At 70.7% G+C, this 22,583-nt stretch carries 21 protein-coding genes; 10 read left to right on the top strand and 11 right to left on the bottom strand.

The features are described 5' to 3' along the window. Window positions 1-63: 63 nt before the first annotated feature. The 3 genes from ADL25_RS07425 to ADL25_RS07415 form a co-directional block, all read right to left on the bottom strand. The gene (locus ADL25_RS07425) at window positions 64-2,211 is read right to left on the bottom strand and encodes a putative bifunctional diguanylate cyclase/phosphodiesterase (protein ID WP_059126838.1); all 2,148 of its coding nucleotides are present in this window, start codon (window positions 2,209-2,211) and stop codon (window positions 64-66) included. Further along, window positions 2,208-3,020, bottom strand: a complete 813-nt coding sequence (locus ADL25_RS07420) for an SAM-dependent methyltransferase (protein ID WP_059126837.1) — start codon at window positions 3,018-3,020, stop codon at window positions 2,208-2,210. Before ADL25_RS07420 ends, ADL25_RS07425 begins: the two co-directional genes overlap by 4 nt. Window positions 3,021-3,382: 362 nt before the next feature. Next, complete coding sequence (locus tag ADL25_RS07415) at window positions 3,383-4,318, bottom strand: SCO0930 family lipoprotein (protein WP_059126836.1); 936 nt, start codon at window positions 4,316-4,318, stop codon at window positions 3,383-3,385. Window positions 4,319-5,043: 725 nt separating this feature from the next. Here ADL25_RS07415 and ADL25_RS51510 point away from each other — a divergent pair. The 9 genes from ADL25_RS51510 (at window position 5,044) to ADL25_RS07375 (ending at window position 12,224) form a co-directional block, all read left to right on the top strand. Next, window positions 5,044-5,172, top strand: coding sequence for a hypothetical protein (locus tag ADL25_RS51510; RefSeq protein ID WP_267889234.1), 129 nt, complete (start codon window positions 5,044-5,046; stop codon window positions 5,170-5,172). A gap of 16 nt (window positions 5,173-5,188) precedes the next feature. Further along, entirely contained in the window at window positions 5,189-5,953 is a 765-nt protein-coding gene (locus tag ADL25_RS07410) for a DUF4239 domain-containing protein (protein WP_234380686.1), read from the top strand. A gap of 266 nt (window positions 5,954-6,219) precedes the next feature. Beyond that, a complete protein-coding gene (locus ADL25_RS49685; protein WP_199839120.1) occupies window positions 6,220-7,011 on the top strand; it encodes a hypothetical protein in 792 nt (263 codons plus the stop codon). Window positions 7,012-7,235: 224 nt separating this feature from the next. Beyond that, window positions 7,236-7,895, top strand: a complete 660-nt coding sequence (locus ADL25_RS07400; RefSeq protein ID WP_059126835.1) for a class F sortase — start codon at window positions 7,236-7,238, stop codon at window positions 7,893-7,895. Window positions 7,896-8,024: 129 nt separating this feature from the next. Beyond that, window positions 8,025-8,486 carry a universal stress protein gene (locus ADL25_RS07395; RefSeq protein ID WP_059126834.1) on the top strand — a complete coding sequence of 154 codons (462 nt, stop codon included), beginning with the start codon at window positions 8,025-8,027 and terminating at the stop codon, window positions 8,484-8,486. Between the two features lie 150 nt (window positions 8,487-8,636). Next, the gene (locus tag ADL25_RS07390) at window positions 8,637-10,061 is read left to right on the top strand and encodes an amino acid permease (protein ID WP_059126872.1); all 1,425 of its coding nucleotides are present in this window, start codon (window positions 8,637-8,639) and stop codon (window positions 10,059-10,061) included. Between the two features lie 168 nt (window positions 10,062-10,229). After that, the gene (locus ADL25_RS07385) at window positions 10,230-10,775 is read left to right on the top strand and encodes a sigma-70 family RNA polymerase sigma factor (RefSeq protein WP_059126833.1); all 546 of its coding nucleotides are present in this window, start codon (window positions 10,230-10,232) and stop codon (window positions 10,773-10,775) included. A 135-nt stretch (window positions 10,776-10,910) separates the two neighbouring features. Next, window positions 10,911-11,423, top strand: a complete 513-nt coding sequence (locus tag ADL25_RS07380; protein WP_059126832.1) for a hypothetical protein — start codon at window positions 10,911-10,913, stop codon at window positions 11,421-11,423. Between the two features lie 144 nt (window positions 11,424-11,567). Continuing rightward, a complete protein-coding gene (locus ADL25_RS07375; RefSeq protein WP_059126831.1) occupies window positions 11,568-12,224 on the top strand; it encodes a zf-HC2 domain-containing protein in 657 nt (218 codons plus the stop codon). A 181-nt stretch (window positions 12,225-12,405) separates the two neighbouring features. Here the strand turns inward: ADL25_RS07375 and ADL25_RS07370 are convergent, their stop codons facing one another. The 3 genes from ADL25_RS07370 to ADL25_RS07360 form a co-directional block, all read right to left on the bottom strand. Then, window positions 12,406-13,266, bottom strand: coding sequence for an Fpg/Nei family DNA glycosylase (locus tag ADL25_RS07370; protein ID WP_059126830.1), 861 nt, complete (start codon window positions 13,264-13,266; stop codon window positions 12,406-12,408). Window positions 13,267-13,314: 48 nt separating this feature from the next. Continuing rightward, window positions 13,315-15,387, bottom strand: a complete 2,073-nt coding sequence (locus ADL25_RS07365; protein WP_059126829.1) for a SpoIIE family protein phosphatase — start codon at window positions 15,385-15,387, stop codon at window positions 13,315-13,317. Between the two features lie 78 nt (window positions 15,388-15,465). After that, the gene (locus ADL25_RS07360) at window positions 15,466-16,725 is read right to left on the bottom strand and encodes a DUF6777 domain-containing protein (RefSeq protein WP_059126828.1); all 1,260 of its coding nucleotides are present in this window, start codon (window positions 16,723-16,725) and stop codon (window positions 15,466-15,468) included. Between the two features lie 215 nt (window positions 16,726-16,940). Between ADL25_RS07360 and ADL25_RS07355 the strand changes: the two genes are divergently transcribed. Further along, window positions 16,941-18,365 carry a lipase maturation factor family protein gene (locus ADL25_RS07355; protein WP_059126827.1) on the top strand — a complete coding sequence of 475 codons (1,425 nt, stop codon included), beginning with the start codon at window positions 16,941-16,943 and terminating at the stop codon, window positions 18,363-18,365. On the opposite strand, the gene ADL25_RS07350 is transcribed toward ADL25_RS07355, so the two are convergent. Genes ADL25_RS07350 through ADL25_RS07330 form a run of 5 tightly spaced genes read right to left on the bottom strand, consistent with a single transcriptional unit; the run spans window position 18,353 to window position 22,575 of the window. Further along, the gene (locus ADL25_RS07350; RefSeq protein WP_059126826.1) at window positions 18,353-19,192 is read right to left on the bottom strand and encodes an amidohydrolase family protein; all 840 of its coding nucleotides are present in this window, start codon (window positions 19,190-19,192) and stop codon (window positions 18,353-18,355) included. The two genes, ADL25_RS07355 and ADL25_RS07350, sit on opposite strands and share 13 nt — an antisense overlap. Next, window positions 19,189-19,503, bottom strand: coding sequence for an L-rhamnose mutarotase (locus ADL25_RS07345; protein ID WP_059126825.1), 315 nt, complete (start codon window positions 19,501-19,503; stop codon window positions 19,189-19,191). The genes ADL25_RS07350 and ADL25_RS07345 overlap by 4 nt, the downstream gene beginning before the upstream one ends. Further along, window positions 19,500-20,486: an aldo/keto reductase gene (locus tag ADL25_RS07340; protein ID WP_059126824.1), complete on the bottom strand. Its 987-nt coding sequence runs from the start codon at window positions 20,484-20,486 to the stop codon at window positions 19,500-19,502. The genes ADL25_RS07345 and ADL25_RS07340 overlap by 4 nt, the downstream gene beginning before the upstream one ends. Further along, entirely contained in the window at window positions 20,483-21,238 is a 756-nt protein-coding gene (locus ADL25_RS07335) for an SDR family NAD(P)-dependent oxidoreductase (RefSeq protein WP_059126823.1), read from the bottom strand. The genes ADL25_RS07340 and ADL25_RS07335 overlap by 4 nt, the downstream gene beginning before the upstream one ends. Then, complete coding sequence (locus ADL25_RS07330) at window positions 21,235-22,575, bottom strand: L-fuconate dehydratase (RefSeq protein ID WP_059126822.1); 1,341 nt, start codon at window positions 22,573-22,575, stop codon at window positions 21,235-21,237. The genes ADL25_RS07335 and ADL25_RS07330 overlap by 4 nt, the downstream gene beginning before the upstream one ends. Between the last annotated feature and the right edge of the window lie 8 nt (window positions 22,576-22,583).

Genomic DNA, 22,583 nt, shown 5'->3' with positions numbered 1-22,583 from the left:
GCGCACGAGCGCTTCCCGAACGTGCCCGTCGGGGCGTTCCGCGGGTCTCCGGGCGACCCGGGATCAGCCCGTCGCGTCCAGCAGCGACAGTTCGTGCAGGCGCTCCGGTGGGCCGGGGCGGGCGTAGTACCACCCCTGCGCCGTGTCGCAGCCCAGGATGCGCAGTTGTTCGGCCTGGGCGCCGGTCTCCACGCCCTCGACCGTGACCGCGAGGTCAAGGCTGTGCGCGAGGGAGACGATCCCTTCGACGATCTTGAGGTCGACGGGATCCGCCGGGTACTGCTGCATGCTCTGGGTGAAGGAGCGGTCGAGCTTCAGGACCCGCACCGGCAGCCGCCGCAGGTTGGCGAGGTTGGAGTAGCCCGTGCCGAAGTCGTCGAGTGCGATGTCCACCCCCATCTCGGCCAGGCGCCGCAGCGGCTTGAGGAGGCTGTCGTCCGCGCCGATGAGCGCCGACTCCGTCACCTCCAGGCAGAGCGCGTCCGGTTCGAGTCCCGCCTGCTCCAGGATGGCCACGGTGTCGGCCACAAGACCGGGGTGGGTGAGCTGGCACGGGGACAGGTTGACGTTGATGCGCAGCGGACCCGAGCGGTCGTGTCTCTCCTGCCAGGAACGGGCCTGCCGCACCGCCTCTTCGAGGACCCAGCGCCCCAGCGGCACGATCAGCCCGGTGCGCTCGGCGAGCGGGATGAACCGGTCGGGGCCGAGCACACCGTGCTGCGGATGCAGCCAGCGCACCAGCGCCTCGGCACCGTGCACGGTGCCGTCGCCGAGGTGGACCAACGGCTGGTACTCGATGAAGAACTCACCGCGGTCCAGAGCCGTCGGCAGCGCGGTGGTCAGCCCGTGCCGGGTGATGGCCCGGGCGTCGGCCTCGGGGTCTGCCAGCTCGAAGCGGTTGCCGCCCGCGGACTTGGCCCGGTACATGGTGATGTCGGCGCTGCGCAGCACCTCCGCCGGACCGCGCTCGCCCACCGGTCCCTCGACGATGCCGATGCTGCCGCGCACGGTCAGTTCCCGGCCGTCGACGCTGATCGGGGTGACCAGCGCGTTCATGATCCGCCCCGCGAGCTCGTCGACCTTGCGCTCGGTGTCGGGCCCGGTGGTCAGCGCCACGAACTCGTCGCCGCCCAGACGGGCGACCATCTCACCGGGCGCGGTGGCGCAGGACTGCAGACGGTCGGCCACCTCGACCAGCAGCCGGTCGCCCGCCGCATGCCCGAGGCTGTCGTTGATGGTCTTGAAGCCGTCGAGGTCCAGGTAGCACAGGCCGAACCGCTGCCCCTCGCCCGCCGCGAGCGCCTTCTCCAGACGCTCGAAGAACAGGGTGCGGTTCGGCAGTCCGGTGAGGGCGTCGTGCGTGGCCTCGTAGCGCAGCCGCAGATTCAGCAGGCGCCGCTCGGTGGTGTCCTCCATGAGCGCGAGCTGGTACTGCGGGCGCCCGTCCGCGTCCCGCAGCAGGGAGACCGTCAGATTGGTCCACAGCACCGTTCCGTCGGGCCGATAGAAGGCCTTCTCGACGTGGTAGTGCTCCCGCTGGCCGCGGACGAGTTCGTCGTACAGCCGCCAGACCTGCGGGGCGTCGTCGGGGTGGGTCCACTCCACGACGTTGCGCCCGCGCACCAGGTTCTCGGACCCGCCGAACATACGGAGCAACGCGCCGTTGACCTGAAGGACGTTGCCGTCGAGGTCGGAGATACAGATACCTATCGCCGCGCCCTCGAACACCGCGCGGAAGCGTGCCTCGCTGGTGTGCAGCGCGTGCGCGACGGCGCCCTGGGCGGTGAGGGCGGCCTGCGAGATGGTCTCCTGCTCGGCCAGCGTCCGTTCCCTCAGGGCCTCGGCGAACCCGGCGGCCATCGCGTGCTGCAACCGCGAGCACCGGGTGCGCAGCGCCTCCTGCGCCTCGGCGGGGGCGTCCGGATCACCGCAGTAGAGCACCAGGTACGCGTCGACGCAGTCCAGCGTGCGGCTGAGCGCTTCCGGGTCGGTGCAGTGCGCCTCGATCAGCGCGGCGCCGATCCCCTTGGCCGCGGCGGCGTCGAAGGCCCTTGCCCGCAGCGCATCGCGCAGCCGGTGGGCCAGCGGCAGCAGCAGTTCCTCGAAATCGGGTCGGGTCAGCGACGTGGAGGTGACCGGGAAGACCGCCCGGCTCCAGATCGTCGCGAACCTGCGCAGTCTGTCCTCCGGTCCCCCCGGCTCGGCGGTCACGCCGAGCGCCCCACGCCGGCGAACCCCGCGAAGGAATACGGATCCTCGTCCTCGGATGCCGTGTCGGGCCGCCACTTCGGCATCGGCACCAGCCCGGGTTCCACCATGTCGTACCCCTCGAAGAACCGCGCGATCTCGTCGCGCGAGCGCATGATCAGCGGATTGCGGATGTTCCTGTACACGTCGACCGTGCCCTCGGCCCGCTCCTGCGGCAACGGGATCCCGTCGTACGACGCGTGTGTGACGACGAGCAGGCTGCCCGGCGCGAGCGCGTCACGCAGTTCGGCCACCGCACTGTACGGGTCGTCCGTGTCCTCCACGAAGTGCAGTATGGCAACCAGAAGGAGCGCGACCGGCCGGTTCCGGTCGATCAGGCGCTCCACTTGAGGGCTCGACAGGATTCCTTCGGGCTTGCGGAGATCGGCCGCGACGACGTCCGCGTCGTCGTTCCCCTCGAGAACGGCTTGGCTGTGGGCGACGGCCACCGGGTCGTGGTCGACGTACACGACACGGGCGCCGGGGTGCGCCTGCTGCGCCACTTCGTGGACGTTGCCGAAGGTCGGGATGCCCGAGCCGATGTCGAGGAACTGGGTGATGCCCTCCTCGACGGCGTAGCGGACCGCCCGGCGCATGAACGCCCGGTTCGCCTGCATGATCTTGGGGAGGCCCGGCATGAACTCCATCGCCCTGCGCGCCGCCACCCGGTCGACCTCGAAGTTGTGCGAGCCGCCCAGGTAGAAGTCGTACATGCGGGACACGCTCGGCACGGAGATGTCGATGCTCCGCGGGGCCCAGGCGGGACGCTCCATGCAGCTCTCCAAGGCGTAGACGACAGTGTCGCCGATCCGGTGTTCGAGCAGAGGCTACTGATCGTCCGCCAACGGAGCGAGTAAAAACGGAAATTGACCATCCGTTCCCGGTCAGCGCGCCGTTTCCGGTGCTCCGCCGCAGTGGGACGGGGTCGCTCGTCGAGCCCTCACGCGCACCGGCGCGGGCCTTCCCCGCACATGCCGAAGCGGCCCGCCCCCTCCGTGCGGTGGAGAGGGGGCGGGCCTGGTCCTGCGCGCCGGTGTCCCGTTCGGCCGACTCTGTCGCTCCGGGTGTCCACTCCCTTCGGCGTCGTGCGACCGACCGGGCGGGGTGATGGATCGAACCTGGGGAGGGGTGATCCCTACTTCGGCGCGCCGACCGGCTTTCCGTCGGGCGCGACGGCGTACCACGTGCCGCCCACGCCCTGGCCGTTGGTGTCACCGGGTGCCGTGTCACCGGAGAAGGTGTAGATCGGCCAGCAGTTGACGGTCATCTGCTTGGTGCCGTCGGGGCGGGTGAAGCCCATCAGGCCCTTCTTCTGCACGCCCTTGGTGTCGTTGGCCGCGACCGGCGCGACGGCCGGCCACTTCTCGATGCAGGCGCCCGTGCAGTTGGACACGGACTTGGGCCACGCCTTGTCCTTCATGAAGCGGTAGACCGTCATGCCGTTCTTGTCCACGACGATCTGGCCCAGCTTGGGGTCGTTGCGGACGGACAGGCCGGGCAGTGCCGCGCCGGCCTTCTTGCCGGTGGGCGCGGTCGCGAACCAGGTGCCCTTCACTCCCTGGCCGTTGGTGTCACCGGCCTTGGTGTCCTTGACGTAGCGGTACATCGGCCAACCGGCGACGGTCAGCTGCTTGGTGCCGTCCGAACGGGTGACCTCGCCGAGCAGGGACCGGTCGATGCCGGAAGCGACCGACGCGCCGTCGGCGGGCACCGGCGGCCACGTCGTCGCGCAGTCCCCGTCACAGGAGGACTTCGGCGGTGAGGCCGTGTCCTGGTCGAAGCGGTAAAGGGTGAATCCGGCGCTGTCCGTGACGATCTTGCCGAGCTTCGCGTCCTCGGCGACGGCCAGTTGGCCCGCGGACTGCCCCGCGGCGGCCGCGGCGCTCGGCGCCGTGGTGGAGTCGGCACCGTAGCCGTTTCCGGGGTCCGTGTAGCCGCCTGCGGCCGTGGTCGCGCCCACGTTCTGGCTCCCCGTCGACTGGGTGCCGTTCTCCTGACCGCACGCCGTCGTGAGCGCCAGCACGGCCGCAGCTGTCGCCACGAGGGAGGCGCTCCGCCAGGATGTCTTCATTCTCAACTCCCGCTATCCGCTTGGGTGTTGCGGCTTCCTCTGCTCCTCGCCGCGTCTGGCCCTAGGTACGGACGGGACCGCCTGATGTGTTCAATCGGTCCACAGATTTCTTTCCGGAACCTGTGACCCGTCGTCCGTCACCCGCCCCGGACACACCCGGACCCCCTCGCGCACATGTACACAACCGTGGTCACGACGGACATGGTTGACGAAACCACTGGATGGTGGATCTCCCCCCTTCAGGGCAATTCGTCGGTGCCTGCGCGTAGAGGGGCCCGCGCGCGCCGATGATCTCGGTCGTGCATCGACCCGAACGGCCCCGATCCACCTTCGTTCCACGGGCGTTGGCCCTGGTGGCGATGGTCTGGATCCTTGTGGGCGCCCCTGCCGGAGCGGCGTCGGCCGACGCGTGCGCCTACGCCTCGACGGGCCCCGGTGGCACGGACGCGGTGGCGGTCGCGGGCGGCGACCACTGGCCCCTTTCCCCGTGTTTCACCCCGACCCCGACACCGACCCCGACGCCGAGCCCCACACCGACGGCGACCCCGACCCCCACACCGCCACCCGAACCACGGCCGACACCGAGACCCGTATCGCCCCCTCCGCCACCGCCCCCTGTGGCCCCGCCACCACGACCGGTACCGGTCCGGGTGCCCCCGCCGCCCCCCCCACCGGTGGCCCCGCCCCCCTCGCACCGGCCGAGCCCACGCCCGTCGGCGACTCCCGTGCACTACCCCCGGTACCACTCGGTGTCCCGGCCGCGCCCTCCGCACGACGCTCCCTCACCGCTGATGTTCACCCTGCTGATCGCCGCGCCCGCGGTATTCGCCGTGGCCGCGCTGCGTCCGCGCTGACCCCTGGAGGCACTTCTTGTCGGAATGGCTTGTTCTCGCCCTCGCGATGGCGGCCGCCTGTGCCGTCGTGGTCGCGGTGACCCTGCTTCGGCATCGCACCGCCGCCGAGGACGACGATCCGTCCGAGACACCGGATGTGATCGAGTACATGACGATGTGGATCGGCGTGGTGTACGCCATCGTGCTGGGACTCGCCATCGCCGGTGTCTGGGAGGCCCGCAGCGCCGCCCAGGACCATGTGCAGGCCGAGGCTCAGGCGCTGCACGAGATCTCGGAGCGCGTCCGGGTCTATCCGCCCGACGTCCGCGACCGCGTCCGCGACGACATCGACGCGTACGTCGGCCATGTCGTGACCGCCGAGTGGAAGGCCATGACGGATCACGGCAAGGTGACCCCTCGTGGTGCCCAACTGCTCCAGCGGATCCGTCAGGACGTCACCGACTATCAGCCGAAGACGGACTTCCAGGCCCAGTCCTACCAGCCGCTCCTCGATCAGGTGGCCGCGGCCGACACGGCACGGGCTGCCCGGGCCGACTCCACGGGTGCGACCATGCCGACGGTGGTCTGGTTCGGGCTGATCGGCGGTGCGGTGATCACCATCGGCATGGTGTTCGCACTCCAGATCCAGCGTACGCCACGCGAGTTGGTCCTCGCCGGGCTGTTCTCCGCACTCATCGCCTTCCTCCTCTTCCTGATCTGGGACTTCGACACGCCCTACAGCCGGGGCATCGCGGCGTCCGCGGAGCCCTTCCTGACGCTGTTCCCGCACGCGCACGGGTGACGGCACCGGCGCCGCCGCGCACCGGCGGCAGGGGCGGTCCGTCACAGGACTCCCGCCCCTGCCACCTCCCGTGCGCTCCCTCCCGCCGCACCGGCCCGCCCCCTTTCACGGCCGGGGTCCCCTGGGCGGCCCATGCACTTGCCCCATTCGCACGACTGAGATCGCGCCCCCGAAGCGGCCTTCCTACTGTTTCGATCATCGAGGTGCATTTCAGGCGCAAGCGGAATCCGTCCGCAGCAAGGCTCCTCGGGGACCTGGAGGCTTCCATGCCCGCGATACGCGCACTCTCGGCCGCAATGCTGGGCCTTGGCGCCCTCGCCCTCACCGCATGCACCTCGGCCGCCGCCGGCGACGACGTCGGCAACCCGGGCTTCGGCTACAACCTCCAGCCGGAGACGGTCGCTCCCGGCGGCCGGCTCTCGCTGCCCGTACAGGGCTGCAAGGAGGAGGCCACGGTCACCTCCGGCGTGTTCCAGACGGTCACCGTCCCCAAGGGCGGGACCTCGGCCACGGCGGTGATCGACCGGAACGCACGCCCCGGTACCTCCTACGACGTGGCCTTCCGGTGCGGTCATGAATACGGCCACCGCAAGCTCACCATCGGTGCCGCTCACAGCGAGACCGCGGGATCCAAGCAGAGCGGCAGCGGGGGTGCGCCCGACAGCGGAGGCGGCTACGGGGGCGGAGGCATCGGCGGCGGAGGGTACGGCGGAGGCATCGGCGGCGGAGGCATCGGCGGCGGAGGGTACGGCGGAGGCATCGGCGGCGGAGGATACGGCGGAGGCATCGGCGGCGGAGGATACGGCGGAGGCATCGGCGGCGGAGGTTATGGAAACGGTGGAGGCGGCGGAGGTTATGGAAACGGTGGAGGCGGCGGCGGAGGTTATGGAAAGGGTGAAGGCGGAGGCGGGTACGAGCAGCACGGCGTACAGGCCGGTGTCGGCGGCAGCGTCCGCGGGTTCCATCTCAAGGAGGTCGGCCTCGGCGCCGCCCTGATCATCGGTACGGTCGGCACGGCCTGGCACATGGCACGCCGGCGCACCCCTCCCCGGGACTGAAAGCCGGATCTCCTCGCCCCGGGTCCCGAACGGATCCGGGGCGAGGGTGTTCCCGCCCGGGAGACACACCACAGGTCACGATCCGTCAGAAGGATCCCGGCCGTCGCACCCCCGACGGCCGACACCCGTTCGCCGCCTCCCCGTCGCTCACTCATTCCTGCGCGCTTGGCGTGCTGTTGATCGTGACCGACGTGGTGACGGCCGCGTCGAGAGGGGATTGGCGAATGTCTGCGTCCGGGTCGACCGGGACGGAGGACCGGCAGAAGAAACGGGCCCCGTGGGGCATGATGGCGATGGCCCTGCTGACGGGCCTCGCCCTCGTCCGCAATGGTTCCGGTCACGTCGACGTGGGCCCGCCGCAGCCGGCCTCGGCGGCGGCCGCGGGCACCACCGGCGCCCTGAGCCACGCCGGTACACCCGCCGCGCTGCAGTACTCCGTGGTCAGCCGTGTCCGTATCCCGGCGATCCAGGTCGACGCGCCCGTCGTACCGGTCGGCCTCGACGCCTCCGGCTGGGTGAGCGCGCCACCGCCCGAGGACACGAACCTCGCGGGCTGGTTCACCGGCGGGGTCTCTCCCGGTGAGAAGGGCACGGCGGTGATCGTGGGCCACGTCGACAACGACGTGGGCCCGGCGGTGTTCTACGGACTGGGCGCCCTGAAGCAGCGCGACCGCGTCGAGGTACGGCGCCTGGACGGCAAGACGGCCGTGTTCGAGGTCTATGGCAACGAGGTCTTCGACAAGAAGAACTTCCCCGGCAGCCGCGTCTACGGGAACAAGGGCGCCCCGGAACTGCGCGTCATCACCTGCGGAGGAGGTTTTTCCGAGGAGCACGGTTACGCGGGGAACGTGGTGGTGTTCGCCCGCATGGTCGAAGTGCGGTGAGTGCGATCGGAGCGGACGGCGGACAGCCCGGGACGGATCGGCGCAAGCCACCGTGTCCCGCCGACCCGCGTGGAATTCCCCGGCGCCCGAACGGGCCCCGGACCTGCGGTTTCCGATAGCCTCACCGCCGTGACGGAACAGCACTCGCATCAGTTCGAGCGAGGAACGGATGGGCCCAAAGTCATCGTCGTCGGCGTCGACGGCTCCGATTCCTCGCTCCGGGCGGCCGCCTACGCCGGCGGTCTCGCCCGTCGGCAGCGTGCACTGCTGGCCGTCGTCTACGTGCAGCCTGTGATGGCGGCGGGGGCGGCGCTCGGGGTCCCGGTGGCCGACACCACCGACGCGATCGCGGAGGACCTGGTCAAGTACATCCGCGAGGCCACCGAGCGCGTCAGAGGGATATTCGAGGTGCGCTGGGAGTTCCACACCTTCCGCGGCGACCCCTACAACGGGCTGGTCAAGGCGGCCGACGAGCTGAAGGCGGACGCGGTGGTGGTGGGCGCCTCCGAGCAGGCCGGCCACCGCATCATCGGTTCGGTGGCGATCCGGCTGGTCAAGGCGGGGCGCTGGCCGGTCACGGTCGTTCCGTAGCTGCGCCGCCGGCGCCCGCGGTGCCGGACCCGACCGCGCTCGGCGGGCGCTCGTCCCGGCCGGGCACGCATGCGGTCTTCCGCCCCTGCCGTCCCCTGCGCCATCATGATCCGCCGTCAGCCCATTGCCGTATGCGAAGGGGTGAAGCTCATGGCCGGGCTCAGGATGGGTGAGGGGATTCTCCGCCGCAAACCCATCGAACGCATCGAAGAGACGGAAGTCCACGACGGCACGAGGCTCGACCGATCGCTCGGACTGTGGCAGCTCACCGCGATCGGTGTGGGCGGGATCATCGGCGCGGGCATCTTCACCCTGGCCGGCACCGTCGCCAACGGCACGGCGGGACCCGCGGTCCTTGTATCGTTCCTCGTCGCGGGGGTGGCGAGCGCATGCGCGGCACTGTCCTACGCGGAGTTCGCGGGACTCATCCCGAAGGCCGGTTCGGCGTACACCTACGGGTACGCGGTGCTCGGCGAGTACGCGGGCTGGTTCATCGGCTGGGATCTGCTGCTGGAGTACACGGCGATCGTGGCCGTGGTCGCGATCGGCATCTCGGGCTACTTCGGTTTCCTCGTCGGCGAGACGGGCGCGCATCTGCCGGCCTGGATGCTGGGCGCGCCGGGCACGGGTACGGGCCACCGGGTCGATCTGTTCGCGGTCGTCCTGTGCCTGCTGATCGCATGGCTGCTCAACCTCGGCATCCGCAACGCGGCCCGGTTCGAGACGACGGTGGTGGCCCTCAAGATCCTTGTGGTTCTGCTCGTGATCGGAGTCGGCGTCTTCCACATCGACACCGGTCACTACCACCCCTTCTTCCCCTACGGCGTCGGCGGAGCGTTCACCGGGGCCGCGACGGTCTTCTTCGCCGTCTTCGGGTACGACGCCATGTCGACCGCGGCCGAGGAGTCCAGGGACGCGCAGCGGCACATGCCGAAGGCGATCCTGTACTCGCTGGGGATCTCCATGGTCCTGTACGTGGCGGCCTGCCTGGTGCTGACGGGCATGCAGGACTACAAGGACATCGACAAGGAGAGCGGGTTCTCGAGCGCGTTCAAGGCCGTGGGGCTCAGCGGGCTGGCGGACGTGATCGCGGTCGGGGCCATCATCGGCATCCTCACGGTGATGTTCGCCTTCATGCTGGGCGTCACCCGGGTGTGGTTCTCGATGTCCCGGGACGGACTGCTGCCCGGATGGTTCGCGAAGACGCATCCCACGCGTCACGTCCCCACCCGCGTCACCTGGATCGTCGGAATCGCCTCCGCCGCCATCGCCGGGTTCCTGCCCATCGGCGAGGCGGCCGAACTGACCAATATCGGCATCCTGTTGGCGTTCGTGCTGGTGTGCGCCGCGGTGATCGTCCTGCGCCACCGGCAACCGGATCTGCCGCGCTCCTTCCGCACGCCGTGGATGCCGTTCGTACCCGCACTCGGCGTGGTCTTCTCGATCTGGCTGATCACGTTTCTCCAGTGGCAGACGTGGGTGCGGTTCGCGGTGTGGTTCGCGATCGGCCAGGTCGTCTACTTCGGCTACTCGTACAAGCGCTCCAAGCTGGCCAGGACCGTCGGAACCTCCTGACGTCGCCCGGGCCCCGCCGCCCTCCCGCAGTCCGGGGAGAGCGGCGCCACGCCCGTGCGCAGGGCGGTCGACCGCTCGCCGAACCGTTCACCGACGAACAGCGACCGCCCACCGCACGGCCCGGTCCCGGACCTGTGCGGGCGGCGTGGCCCGCGTTGCCATACGCCCATGACGGCCGTAACCACCACCCCGACCGGGACGACCGCCGAGCACGAGCTGGCCGAGCTGCAGCGCGAGCACGGCCGCCCCCTCTTCGCCCTGCTGCTCAGGCTCTCGGACGGCGACCGGCAACGCGCCGAGGATCTGTTGCAGGAGACGTTCGTACGCGCCTGGCAACACCCCGAAGCGCTTCGCGCGCATGATTTCGACTCCGTGCGCCCCTGGTTGCTGACCGTCGGCCGGCGGCTCGCGATCGACGCGCGGCGGGCCCGCCAGGCGAGACCTGCCGAGGTCGGGGACGCCGTACTGGAGAACGCGAGGGTGATCGCCGACCATGCGGAACGATCCGCCGCGATGCTCGATGTACGCGAGGCTGTGAAGACACTCACTCCCGAGCACCGGGATGTACTGGTGCAGGTGTATTTCCGAGGGGCCAGTGTGGCGGAGGCCGCCGAGGCTCTGGGAATTCCGCCCGGTACGGTGAAGTCTCGCGCGTACTACGCATTGCGCGCCCTGCGCCGAGTTTTACCGGGATACGCGGCCGACCTGCGGTGAAACCGTAGGTCGGGTCAAGCCTCCGTAAAGCGCCTTGCTGCCGACCATGGTTGAGCAATCAGCTTGCTTCATCCGTGTTCCGCACTGGGGCCCGGGTTCGGGCGACGCGCACGTACCGGAGGAAGGCAGGAAGGGATGCTGCACAGAGGCCAAGAGAGCACGGACGGCACCGGCGGCGGTGAACTGGCCGTCCCCATGGCGTGGCTGTATGCCGAGTACATCGCGGACGAACTGCTCCGCACGGGCGACCTCATGCCGCCGACGTCCTTCGAGTTCCGTGCCGGGCGCGACGCCCTGGCACTGACCATCTTCCTGTCCGACACCGGCGGCGAGCTGTCCGGCATCCGTGTGGTCTCACAGCTGGAGACCTGGCTCTCGCTGACGGCATACGACCAGCCCTGGCAGGACTGGGTGCGCCGGCGCATGGCCCAACTGGCCGCCGAGGCGATCGAGTGCGGCGGGCCCGCCCCGGACCTGGAGCTCGCGTCGGCGGCCTGGCGCTGGCTGGAGGAGACCGAGCTGCTCGCCCCCGATCTGGACGCGGTGCCCGGCGGGGTCGCCGTGGGCGAGGAGGACGGCCCCAAGGTCTGGACTGCGGCCTGGCAGCTGGGACTCCCCCTCGGACACCTCGCCATCCATCTCTTTTGAACCGGGACCAATCCGCCGGACCGACGGCTCCGAATGTATTGGCCGCGATTCGGTAACGGCCTTGAGTGATTCGGCAGTCTGGTCCGTACCGGTGGGCAACAGCAGCACCACCCCCACCCCGCTCACCGGTCATGAGGATTTGGTATGAGGTCCCTGGAACGCCATCGCGACGTCGGCGCCTACGCGCTCGGCGTTCTGGATGAGACGGAAGCCTTTCGCTTCGAGGACCACCTCATGGAATGCGCCAGTTGTAAGGCGCATGTGAGCGAGTTCCGTCCCGCCGCACGACAGCTGATGCTGTACCGCAACGCGACCCCGCGGTCGGTGAGTCCCTTCGCGGCCCCTGGGCCCCGCCTGCTGGAGCGGGTGCTCGACGAGGTGACGGCCAAACGGCGCAGCGGGCGACAGCGCCTGCGCTACGCGGTCGCGGCCGCCGTGTTGTTCGCGGTCGGCGGCCCGTCGCTGGCGCTCGTCTCCGGACACGGCGGGTCCTCGGACACGACCGCCATGAGCGCGACCGACCCGGACACCGGCGTCTGGGCGGAGATCAGCACGCAGGACCGGGTCTGGGGCAGCCAGGTGGATGTGACGGTCAAGGACGGGTCCGGGCCGCACCCCTGCCGGCTCGTCGCGGTGGGCAAGGACGGCTCGGAGCAGACGGTGACGAGCTGGATGGTGCCCGCGGAGGACGGAGATGCGACCACCGTGCACGGAGGCGCCGCGCTCCAGTCCCGGCAGATCGACCACTTCGAGGTGCGTACCAGGGACGGGCAGCACCTGGTCACGCTGAAGTCCCACTGACGCCTTCTCCGCACCGACGACACCAGCGGCGACGCCCGTTGACACTCGGCCGGGTCGGAAGGACGGGCACCGCTTCCGGTCGGCGTCGTGAGACGTCCGGATCTCCCGCATGTGTCCGCCGGACAGCAGTCGACAGGCCGGGGGAACGGTTCCGGTCGTTCGTCCGCGCCGGGCGCAGGGCCTACTTGAGCAACCGTGACAACCTGCGGTCCGCCAGCGGTTTGCCGCCCGTCTGGCAGGTCGGGCAGTACTGCAGCGAGGAGTCGCTGAAGGACACCTCGCGGATCGTGTCGCCGCACACCGGGCAGGGCTCGCCGGTCCGGCCGTGGACCCTCAGGCCGCTCTTCTTCTCAGACTTCAGGCGGCCGGCCGCCAGACCCCGGGAGCGCTCGACCGCCTCCGTGAGCGTGCTGCGCAGAGCCTCGTACAGACGTCCCGTCTCCGCCGGGGAGAGCGACGCGGCCAGTTTGAACGGGGACATCTTCGCGGCGTGCAGGATCTCGTCGCTGTAAGCGTTGCCGACACCGGCGATCAGGGTCTGGTCGCGCAGTGCGCCCTTGATCTGACGGCGCTCCCCCTCGAGGAGCTTCGCGAGGCGCTGCTCGTCGAAGTCGGCGGCCAGTGGATCGGGGCCCAGCCGGGCGACGCCGGGCACGTCCTGCGGATCGTGGACGACGTAGACGGAGAGCCGCTTCTGGGTGCCCGCCTCCGTCAGGTCGAAGCCCTCGCCCGTCTCCAGCGCGACCCGCAGGGCGAGCGGCCCCTTGCCGGGCCGCGGCACGCCGTCGGGGAGGCGGTCCTTCCACTGGAGCCAGCCCGCTCGGGCCAGATGGGTGACGAAGTGCAGTCCGCCGGCCTCCACGTCGAGGAACTTGCCGTACCGGTGCACCGCTGTGACCCCGCGGCCCTCGAAGGCGGTGACCGGCGGATCGTACGTCTTCAGGACGCTGATCGCGACGGGCAGCACGCGTACCATCTCGTGGCCGACGAGATGCTCGGACAGGAAATCCTTGAGCGCTTCGACCTCGGGCAGTTCCGGCATGTGTACCAGAGTGCCACCCCTGCCCGGCTTCACGACCGGCCAGGCGTCTCACCCGCGTCGCGGAACCATGAATTCGCACCACACGACCTTGCCGCCGCCCCGCGCCTCCACCCCCCACACATCCGTGAGCCGGTCGACGAGCAGCAGCCCGCGGCCCGAGACACCGGACTCGCCCGCTTCCCGGCGGCGGGGCAGGGCGCTGGAGGAGTCCTCGACCTCCACCCGCAGCCTGCGGTCGTGGCCGGCGAGGACCCTGAGTGTGACGACCGCGGATCCCTCGGTGTGCAGGAGCACGTTGGTGATCAGCTCGTCGGCGACCAGTTCGATCTCGTAGGAGCGCTCCCCCACGCCCCAGGCGCGGACGGCGGCGCGGATCATGCGACGGGCATCGCCGAGCGCCTGCGGGTCACCGGGTCCGACGTGGTGCTGGAGTCGGCCGCCGGACCGCTGGGCCAGGCCCCGGCGCCGGAGGAGCAGCAGTGCGACGTCGTCGTGGCCACCCCGCTCCTCGGCCGATGCGATGAGCCGGTCGGCCAGGTCGCTCACATCGCCCGGGCCGGTGCAGACAAGGTCCCGCAGAGTCCGCATGCCGTCGTCGAGATCGGTGCCGGGCTGTTCGATCAGTCCGTCGGTGCACAGGAGCAGGGTCTGGCCGGGGTCCAGCTCGGCGGTGGTCACCGGGTACTCGAGGCGGCCGAACTCCGCGGACAGCCCGAGCGGGAGCCCGCCCTCGACGGACAGCCGCCGGCAGCAGTCCTCCGTCGTCCGCAGCAGTGGATCGACATGGCCGGCGCGGACCAGCTGCACCACCCCGCTGGACAGGTCGGCCTCGGCGTACAGACAGGTCGCGAAGCGCTCGGTGTCGAGCTCCTTGAGGAAGACCGAGGCGCGGGCCATCACGGTGGCCGGTGTGTGGCCCTCGGCGGCGTAGGCGCGCAGGACGATCCTCAGCTGGCCCATGACTGCGGCGGCGTGTGTGTCGTGGCCCTGTACGTCGCCGATGACGGCGCCGACCCGGCCGCCGGGAAGCGGGATCAGGTCGTACCAGTCGCCGCCGATGTCCCGGCCGAGGGAGGCCGAACGGTAGCGGACGGCGATGTCGGCGCCGGGCACGCTGGGTATGGAACGCGGCAGCATCGCCTGTTGCAGGCTCTGGGCGAGGTCCTTCTCCTGCTCGTAGAACATGGCGCGCTGAAGGCTCTGCGCGATGCTGCTGCCCAGCGCGACGAGGACGTTGCGGTCCTCGGCGGTGAATCCGTACCGGTCGTCGTAGAGCAGACCCACGGCGCCGATGGGGCGCGCTTGCACGATCAGCGGCAGATAGGCGGCCGAGGTGATGCCCAGGTGCCTGAGGTACGGCCACAGGATCGGGTAGCGCTCCGCGAACTCCTCCGGTGACTCGATGAACTGCGGTGAAAGGCTCCGGATCGCCTCGCTCATCGGATACGGCTCGTCGATGCGCGTGACGCCGGCTCCGGGGAGGGAGCGGCCATCGGGACCCTCGGCGACGATCTTGATGCGACTGCTCTCCACCATCCCCACCACGAGGGACATCGCCCCGAGGTGGGTCAGGCCCCGGCTGTCCTTGAGGACGTCGATGACGTCCTGCACGGTGCGGGCGTGGGCCAGGGCCGCGGTGGTGATCTGGACGACGTCCGTCTGCCGGCGCAGCGCCTCGTCCTGGGGCGTCTGTTCGCCGCGGGTCCGGCCGTCCCGCAGCTCCTGGGTGGCGTCGCGGAGGATGCCGACGATCCGGTGCGCCCTGCCCGTCTCGTCCCGATGGATATAGCCCTGGCTGTGCGTCCAGCGCAGGGTGCCGTCCCGGCGGCGGATGCGGAAGTAGGTTCCGTAGTTCGCGCTGCCGTCCTCGATCGAACGGGCGACGACGGCGTCGAGGCGGCTGCCCTCGATCGGCGGTATGCGCAGCGAGAGGCTCTCGCGGCGGCCGTCGTATTCGTCGGGGCACAGATCGAGGATGTCGTAGGCCTGGGCGTCCATGTGGAACAGCCCGGTGTCCAGGTCCCAGTCGAAGCTGCCCATGCGGTTGAGCGCCAGGATCGGATCCGGTGGGGCGGGCCGACCCTGCGGCCGTGACAGGGCGCTCGCTGCCCGATCAGCCATGGGCCCACGATGTCAGGATTTGCCGGAATCTTCGACTTCTGCCCGGTGGCCCCCGGGACCGCGGCCGCCCCGGAGGGTTCAGTGGCCGACCGCGTCGGCCGGGCTGTCGAACAGCGGGCTCTCCGTGCTCGTGTCGCCGGGGACCGGACGGCCGCCGTCGGACGCGTCGAGCTTGGGCGCGGACGGCCGAGCGGACGGCGTGACCGCCCCGGGCGCGGCCGGCGCAGAGGTGGCGGCGGCGATGGAAGCGGTGGGACAGTCGACGTCCCCGGGCGGGACATCCCCCGGCACCCGGGTCTCGCGCGTCGTCAACGGCGCGGTGGTGACGGTCACGCTGGGCAGCACGCAGTCGCCTCCGGGCCGCCTCAGCGTCAGGTTCTTCTCGTGCGGGGCGTCGCTCCTGTCCGGGTCCGGGTTCTCGAGGGGAGGGATGCCGCTCGGGATCGGCGCGGGCTGCAAGGAGGTCCCGAACTGCCTCGGCGCGGCGCCCTGCCCATCGGACCTCGGCGGCCGTACGTCGGCGCGCGGGGGCCGTACGTCGACCTGCGGAGGCCGCACATCGGCCTGGGGCGGCCGGACGTCGATGTCCTGGCGCCCGTCGTCCCCCGTCGTGCGCACTATCCACGTGTTCGTGTTGTCGATGTCGATGAGCGTGATGTTGGCGATGATCTGCGGAGCCGGGGTGACGACGACGACCTGGGCGGGCCGGTAGGCGGACCAGGGGCGGCCGTGGGCCGTCGGGGTGCCCCTCAGTGACGTGGGCTCGCCGATCGGGCTGCCGGAGGCGCAGCGCACCCGGGGCACGCCGCGGTTGTCGACCAGGACGGATGTGCCCGCTTCCAGGACGGACTGGCGGCCGGCGACGCGTCCGTCGCGGAAACCGTGGTCGGTGACGCGTGTGTCGGCGCGCAGGACGACCGATGTCAGGCCGCGCAGATAGGCCGGGACGGACACCTGGTGGATGCCGGAGGCCTGTGCGAAGGCGCGGGACTTCACCGGGTCGGCGGTCAGATAGGCGATCTGCCGTTCCACGTCGCAGCTGCCGACGGAGCGGGTGCCGGCGTACAGGCCGGGCGTGGCGCCGGAAACGGACCGTGCGGCCCCTCCGGTCCTGTACGCCACCGGTTGCGGCGCCCGGGTGACGGACGTGGGCGACGCACCGGAGCGGACCGTCGAGTCGGTGAAGGGGTCGGGGCCGCGGGCCGCGGCCGACTGGAGGAAGACCTCACCCCCGGCTGGGGGACCCGGTATGAGTCCCTTCCCGCCGCATCCGGCGCACAGTAGGGTCGCCGCCGACAGCGAGCAGGCGGCTGCCAGTGCCCTGGCGGGCGCCTTCATCCTTGTGATGGCTGGATGGGGTGTCCTGAGGGGTGCCCTCAGCGACCGGGTGGGCGTCTTCACCGCGTTCTCCGCTTCGTCCAGGACGATTCGTCACTACATGTCTGCTTCACTCGCTCGAGTCGCGCAAGCGGAGCGCATCAGCACGGAGAGTCACGGGGCCCTCGGCCCGGACCGGGGTACCGGGTCACACTGGAGGGAGAGGAGCGGTCACCGTGGACTGGTTCGTGGCACCCGAGTACTGGCTCAGCCGGCTGGTGTTCCAGCGGGCCCTGGCCGTCGTGTACCTCTTCGCCTTTCTCTCCGCCGCTCTTCAGTTCCGCGCGCTGATCGGGGAGCGCGGCATACTGCCCGTGCCGCGCCATCTGGCCCGGATGCCCTTCAAGCACGCCCCGAGTGTCTTCCACCTCCACTACTCGGACCGGTTCTTCGCCGCCTGGTCATGGGCGGGGTGCGCGGTCTCGGTGGCGCTGGTCGCCGGGCTCGACTCCCAACTGCCGCTCTGGGCGGGCATGGTGCTCTGGCTGGCCCTGTGGGCGATGTATCTGTCGATCGTCAACGTCGGTCAGACCTGGTACTCGTTCGGCTGGGAGTCACTGCTCCTCGAGGTGGGCTTCCTGGCCGCTTTCCTGGGCAACGACAAGGTGGCCCCGCCGGTCGTCGTGCTGTTCCTGCTGCGCTGGATCCTCTTCCGGGTCGAATTCGGCGCCGGCCTCATCAAGATCCGCGGGGACGCCTGCTGGCGGAAGCTGACCTGCCTCGACTACCACCACGAGACGCAGCCGATGCCGGGCCCGCTGAGCTGGTTCTTCCACCATCTTCCAAGGCCGCTGCACCGGGTCGAGGTGGCGGCCAATCACGTCACCCAGCTGCTCGTCCCCGTCCTGCTGTTCACCCCGCAGCCGATCGCCACGGTGGCCGCGTCCCTGATGATCGTGACCCAGCTGTGGCTGGTCCTGTCCGGCAACTTCGCCTGGCTGAACTGGATCACCATCGTGCTCGCCCTGTCGGCGATCCGGTTCCCGGCCGCCGCTCCCGGGGTGGCCGCGCCGCCGCTGTGGTACGAGATCGTGGTGCTGTCGGTCGCGGCGGGCCTGGTCGTCCTCAGCTACCACCCCGTGCGCAACATGGTCTCCCGCGGCCAGGTCATGAACCGCTCCTTCGATCCGCTGCATCTCGTCAACACCTACGGGGCGTTCGGCAGCGTCAGCCGGATCCGGTACGAGGTGGTGATCGAGGGCACGGCGGAGGCACTGCCGCGTGAGGACTCCGACTGGCGGGAGTACGAGTTCAAGGGCAAACCGGGTGATCCTCGACGCTGGCCGCGCCAGTTCGCGCCGTACCATCTGCGGCTGGACTGGCTGATGTGGTTCGCGGCGCTCTCCCCCGCCTACGCGGGATCCTGGTTCGGCGGACTGATCGAACGCCTGCTGGAGAACGACCGCGACACACTGCGGCTCCTGCGCCGCTCCCCGTTCCCGCCGGACGCCCCACCGCGCTTCGTCCGGGCACGGCTCTTCCGCTACCGGTACACGACCTGGCAGGAACTGCGCAGCACGGGAGCATGCTGGGAACGCACCTATGTCCGCGAGTTCCTGCCGCCCACACGGTTGGCGGCCCAGGCGGCTCAGATCCGGTAGACCCGGGCGGCGGTCTTCTCGAAGATCTGGGCACGTTCGGGATCCCCGAGACCTCGAGTGAGCACGCCCGCAGCCTCCGACACCCCGGCATAGGTGGCCGCCAGCGTGCACACCGGCCAGTCCGAGCCGAACATCAGCCGGTCGGGGCCGAAGGCGTCCAGCACGGTGTCGGCGTACGGTCGCAGATCCGCCGGGCTCCAGGCCTGATGGTCGGCCTCGGTCACCATCCCCGACAGCTTGCACACCGTGTTCGGCAGGTCGGCGAGCGACCGCACGCGGGACGCCCAGGGTTCGAGTTCCCCGGAGGCGATGGGTGGCTTGCCCAAGTGATCCAGGACAAAGGTGAGCTGGGGAAGATCGGCGGCCACCCTGACGCACGCCGGGAGCTGGTGGGGCAGGACCACCAGGTCGTACACCAGGCCCGCCGCCGCGACCGCCTCCAGACCCCGACGTACGTCGGGGCGCAGCAGCCACTCGGGGTCCGGCTCCCCCTGGACCTGGTGCCGGATCCCGCGGAGGTACGGGCCGCCAGGCAGTTCGCGCAGCCGGTCCAGGGTGTCCTTGACATCGGGTGCGGTCAGATCGGTCCAGCCGACGACCCCGGCGACGAGGTCGTCGTCCTGCGCCAGCGCCAGGAACTCCGGGGTCTCCTCCGCCACCGTGACCGTCTGCACCAGCACGGTCCGGTCGACGCCGGCCGCGCGTGCCTCGGGCGCGAGGTCCGCCATGGTGAAGTTCCGCCGCAGGAGCCGAAGCGCGGGTCCGGTGATCCAGTCCTGGTCGCGGACGGACAGGTCCCAGACGTGGTGGTGGGCGTCGATGGTCACGGCAGCTCCCATACGACGGGAAGACCGGCGTCCGTGCCCTCGCGCGAGTAGTCGTGCACGACGTCGAGCAGCTCCGCCATCCGAGCCTGCCAGGCCACGTTGACCGGGAGAGCCTCCAGCTCGGCCAGCAGCCGTGGGTAGTTCTCGCACTCCAGCAGATGGAAGAGGTCCGTCCCGCTGCGCCAGATGGTCCACGAGGTGGCCCCGGCCGCCCTGATCGCCCGGGTGAGCTCCTCGGGCACGTCCCGGTGGGCGGCCTCGTACGCCTCGATGCGATCGGCGCGGACCCTGGTGTGCAGGGCGACTCTCATGACGGCTCCTCGGCGGGGACGGGGGCATGGGCCGGCAGCAGGTCCGCATCCTTCAACTGCTCCCAGAACGCGGCCGGGACGGTCGCCGCGAACTGCTCGGCGCAGTCGCGGACCTCGGCCGCCGAGCGCGCGCCGACGAGCACGCTCGCCACGGCCGGGTGGGCGCCGCAGAACGCCAGCGCCGCGGCGCGCAGCGTGGTGCCGTGCCGTTCCGCGATTGCCTTCATCCGCAGTGCACGGTCCAGCAGTTCGGCCGGCGCGGCCGCGTAGTCGTAGGTGGCGTCGGGTCTCGGGTCGGCCAGCAGACCGGAGTTGAACGCGCCGCCGACGACCACGGAGACGCCGCGGTCGGCGGCCGCCGGGAGCAGTTCGTCCAGTGCCCGCTGGTCGAGCAGGGTGTATCGGCCCGCGCACAGCACAACGTCCACATCCGTCTCACGGACGAACCGGGTCAGCATCCCTGCCTGGTTCATGCCGGCGCCGATCGCGCCGACCACGCCCTGTGAGCGGAGTTTCTCCAGCGCCGGAGCGGCCTCCCGCAGCGCCTGTTCGGCATGGTCGTCCGGGTCGTGCAGATACGCCACGTCGACACGGTCGAGGCCGAGCCGCTCGAGGCTGTCCTCCAGGCTGCGCCGCACGCCGTCCGCGCTGAAGTCCCAGACGCGGCGGTGGGTGGCCGGTACGGCGAAGCCGTTCGCGAGGTCGTCGCCGCCCGCGCCCGCGGGCTCCAGCAGACGGCCGACCTTGGTCGAGACGGTGTACCCGGCGCGGGGGTGCTCGCGCAGGGCCGCGCCGAGGCGGCGTTCGGACAGACCGAGTCCGTAGTGCGGGGCCGTGTCGAAGTAGCGGATCCCGCTGTCCCAGGCGGCCTGGACCGCCTCGTACGCGCGCTCCTCGCTCACCTCGGTGTAGAGGTTGCCGATGCCGGCGGCGCCGAAGGCCAGTGGACCGACCTCGACGCCGCTGCCGCCGAGGGTGCTCACTGGCCCACCGGCCGCAGCCGGAGGCCCTGCATGCCGCCGTCGACCGCGAGGGCTGTGCCGGTGGTGGAGCCCGACAGAGGGCTCGCCAGGTAGGCGATGGCACCGGCCACCTCGGCTGCCGTCACCAGGCGGCCGGCGGGCTGGCGGGCCTGGAGCGCGGCGCGTTCGGCGGCCGGGTCGGGGGCGGCGTCGAGGAGGCGGGCGACCCAAGGGGTGTCCACCGTGCCGGGGTTGACGCAGTTCACCCGGATGCCCTCGCGGACGTGATCGGCGGCCATGGCGAGAGTCAGCGAGAGGACGGCGCCCTTACTGGCGCTGTACAGGGCCCGTTGCGGGAGCCCGGCCGTCGCGGCGATGGAGCATGTGTTCACGATCGCCGCGTGCGCCGACTCCCGCAGATGGGGCAGCGCGGCGCGGGTCGTGCGCACCATGCCCAGAACGTTGACGTCGAGCACCCGCCGCCACTGCTCGTCGTCGTTGTCCTCGACGGTTCCCTGGGCGCCGATACCCGCGTTGTTGATCAGTACGTCCAGGCCGCCGAGATCGGTGACCGCGGCGGACAGGGCCGCGCGGACGGACGCATCGTCGGTCACATCGGCCCGGTGGGCGAGCAGCGGCTTGTCCACCGACGAGGGGTCGAGGTCCAGTACGGCCACCTCGGCACCGCGCGCCGCCAGAAGCTCGGCGGTGGCCCGGCCGATCCCGGAGGCCCCGCCGGTCACCAGGGCCTTGAGGCCCTCGAAGTCGCTCATGCCGCGTGCCCCTTCTTCTGTTCGAGGTCGGCGGCCCAGAAGGTACCGCCGGGGAAGGTGTACTGAGCGATGGACTCGGGCCGCATCGCCGCGGAGAAGCCCGGCGCGGTGGGCGCCGAGTAGCGGCCTTCCCTGATCACCACCGGGTCGATGAAGTGCTCGTGGAGATGGTCGACGTACTCGATGACCCGGTCGTCGGTCGTGCCCGAGAGCGCGACCAGGTCGAACATCGACAAGTGCTGGACCAGTTCGCACAGCCCGACCCCGCCCGCGTGCGGGCAGACCGGCACCCCGTACTTGGCGGCCAGCAGCAGGATCGCCAGGTTCTCGTTGACGCCGGCGACGCGGGCCGCGTCGATCTGGAGGACGTCGATGGCGCCGGCCTGGAGCATCTGCTTGAAGACGATACGGTTCTGCACGTGTTCGCCGGTCGCGACCTTCACCGGCGTGACGGCCTTGCGGATCGCGGCGTGACCGAGCACGTCGTCCGGACTCGTCGGCTCCTCGATCCAGTACGGGTCGAACTCGGCGAGCTCCCGGGTCCAGGTGATCGCCTCGTCCACGTTCCAGCGCTGGTTGGCGTCGATGGCGATGCGGACGTCCGGTCCCACGACGGAACGGGCCACCCGGCACCGGCGCACGTCGTCGGCGAGGTCCGCACCCACCTTCAGCTTGATCTGCCGGAAGCCGTCGGTGACCGCCTGCGCGGCCAGCCGGGTGAGCTTCTCGTCGCTGTAGCCGAGCCACCCCGCGGAGGTCGTGTAGGCCGGGTAGCCCTCCGCCAGCAGCCGAGCGGTGCGCTCCTCGGTGCCCTGCCTGCCGCGCCGCAGGAGGTCCAGGGCCTCCTCGGGGGTGAGCGCGTCGGTGATGTAGCGGAAGTCGATCTGGCGGACGAGCCACTCCGGTTCGGCCTCGGCGAGCAGCCGCCACAGGGGCTTGCCCGCACGGGTGGCGGCCATGTCCCACACGGCGTTCACCACCGCGCCGATCGCCATGTGCATCACGCCCTTCTCCGGCCCCAGCCAGCGCAGTTGGCTGTCGGCGATCAGGGCACGGAAGAGCGAGCCGGGGTCCGCGCACAGTTCGTCCACGTCCCTTCCGACGACGTGTCCGCGCAGCGCCTCGATCGCCGCGACCTGTACCTCGTTGCCCCGCCCGATGGTGAACGTGAATCCGTGCCCCTCGAGGCCGTCGGCGGCGTCCGTGCGCAGCACGAGGTAGGCGGCCGAGTAGTCGGGGTCCGGATTCATCGCGTCGGAGCCGTCGAGCTCGCGGGACGTGGGGAAACGGATGTCGAAGGTGTCGACCGCGGTGATACGGGCGGCAGTTGGGGACACGAGAGGCC

This window comes from Streptomyces sp. NRRL F-5122 (genome assembly GCF_001507435.1).
GTDB classification, from domain to species: Bacteria; Actinomycetota; Actinomycetes; order Streptomycetales; family Streptomycetaceae; genus Streptomyces; species Streptomyces lannensis.
This window is presented reverse-complemented; position numbering and strand designations above follow the sequence as displayed.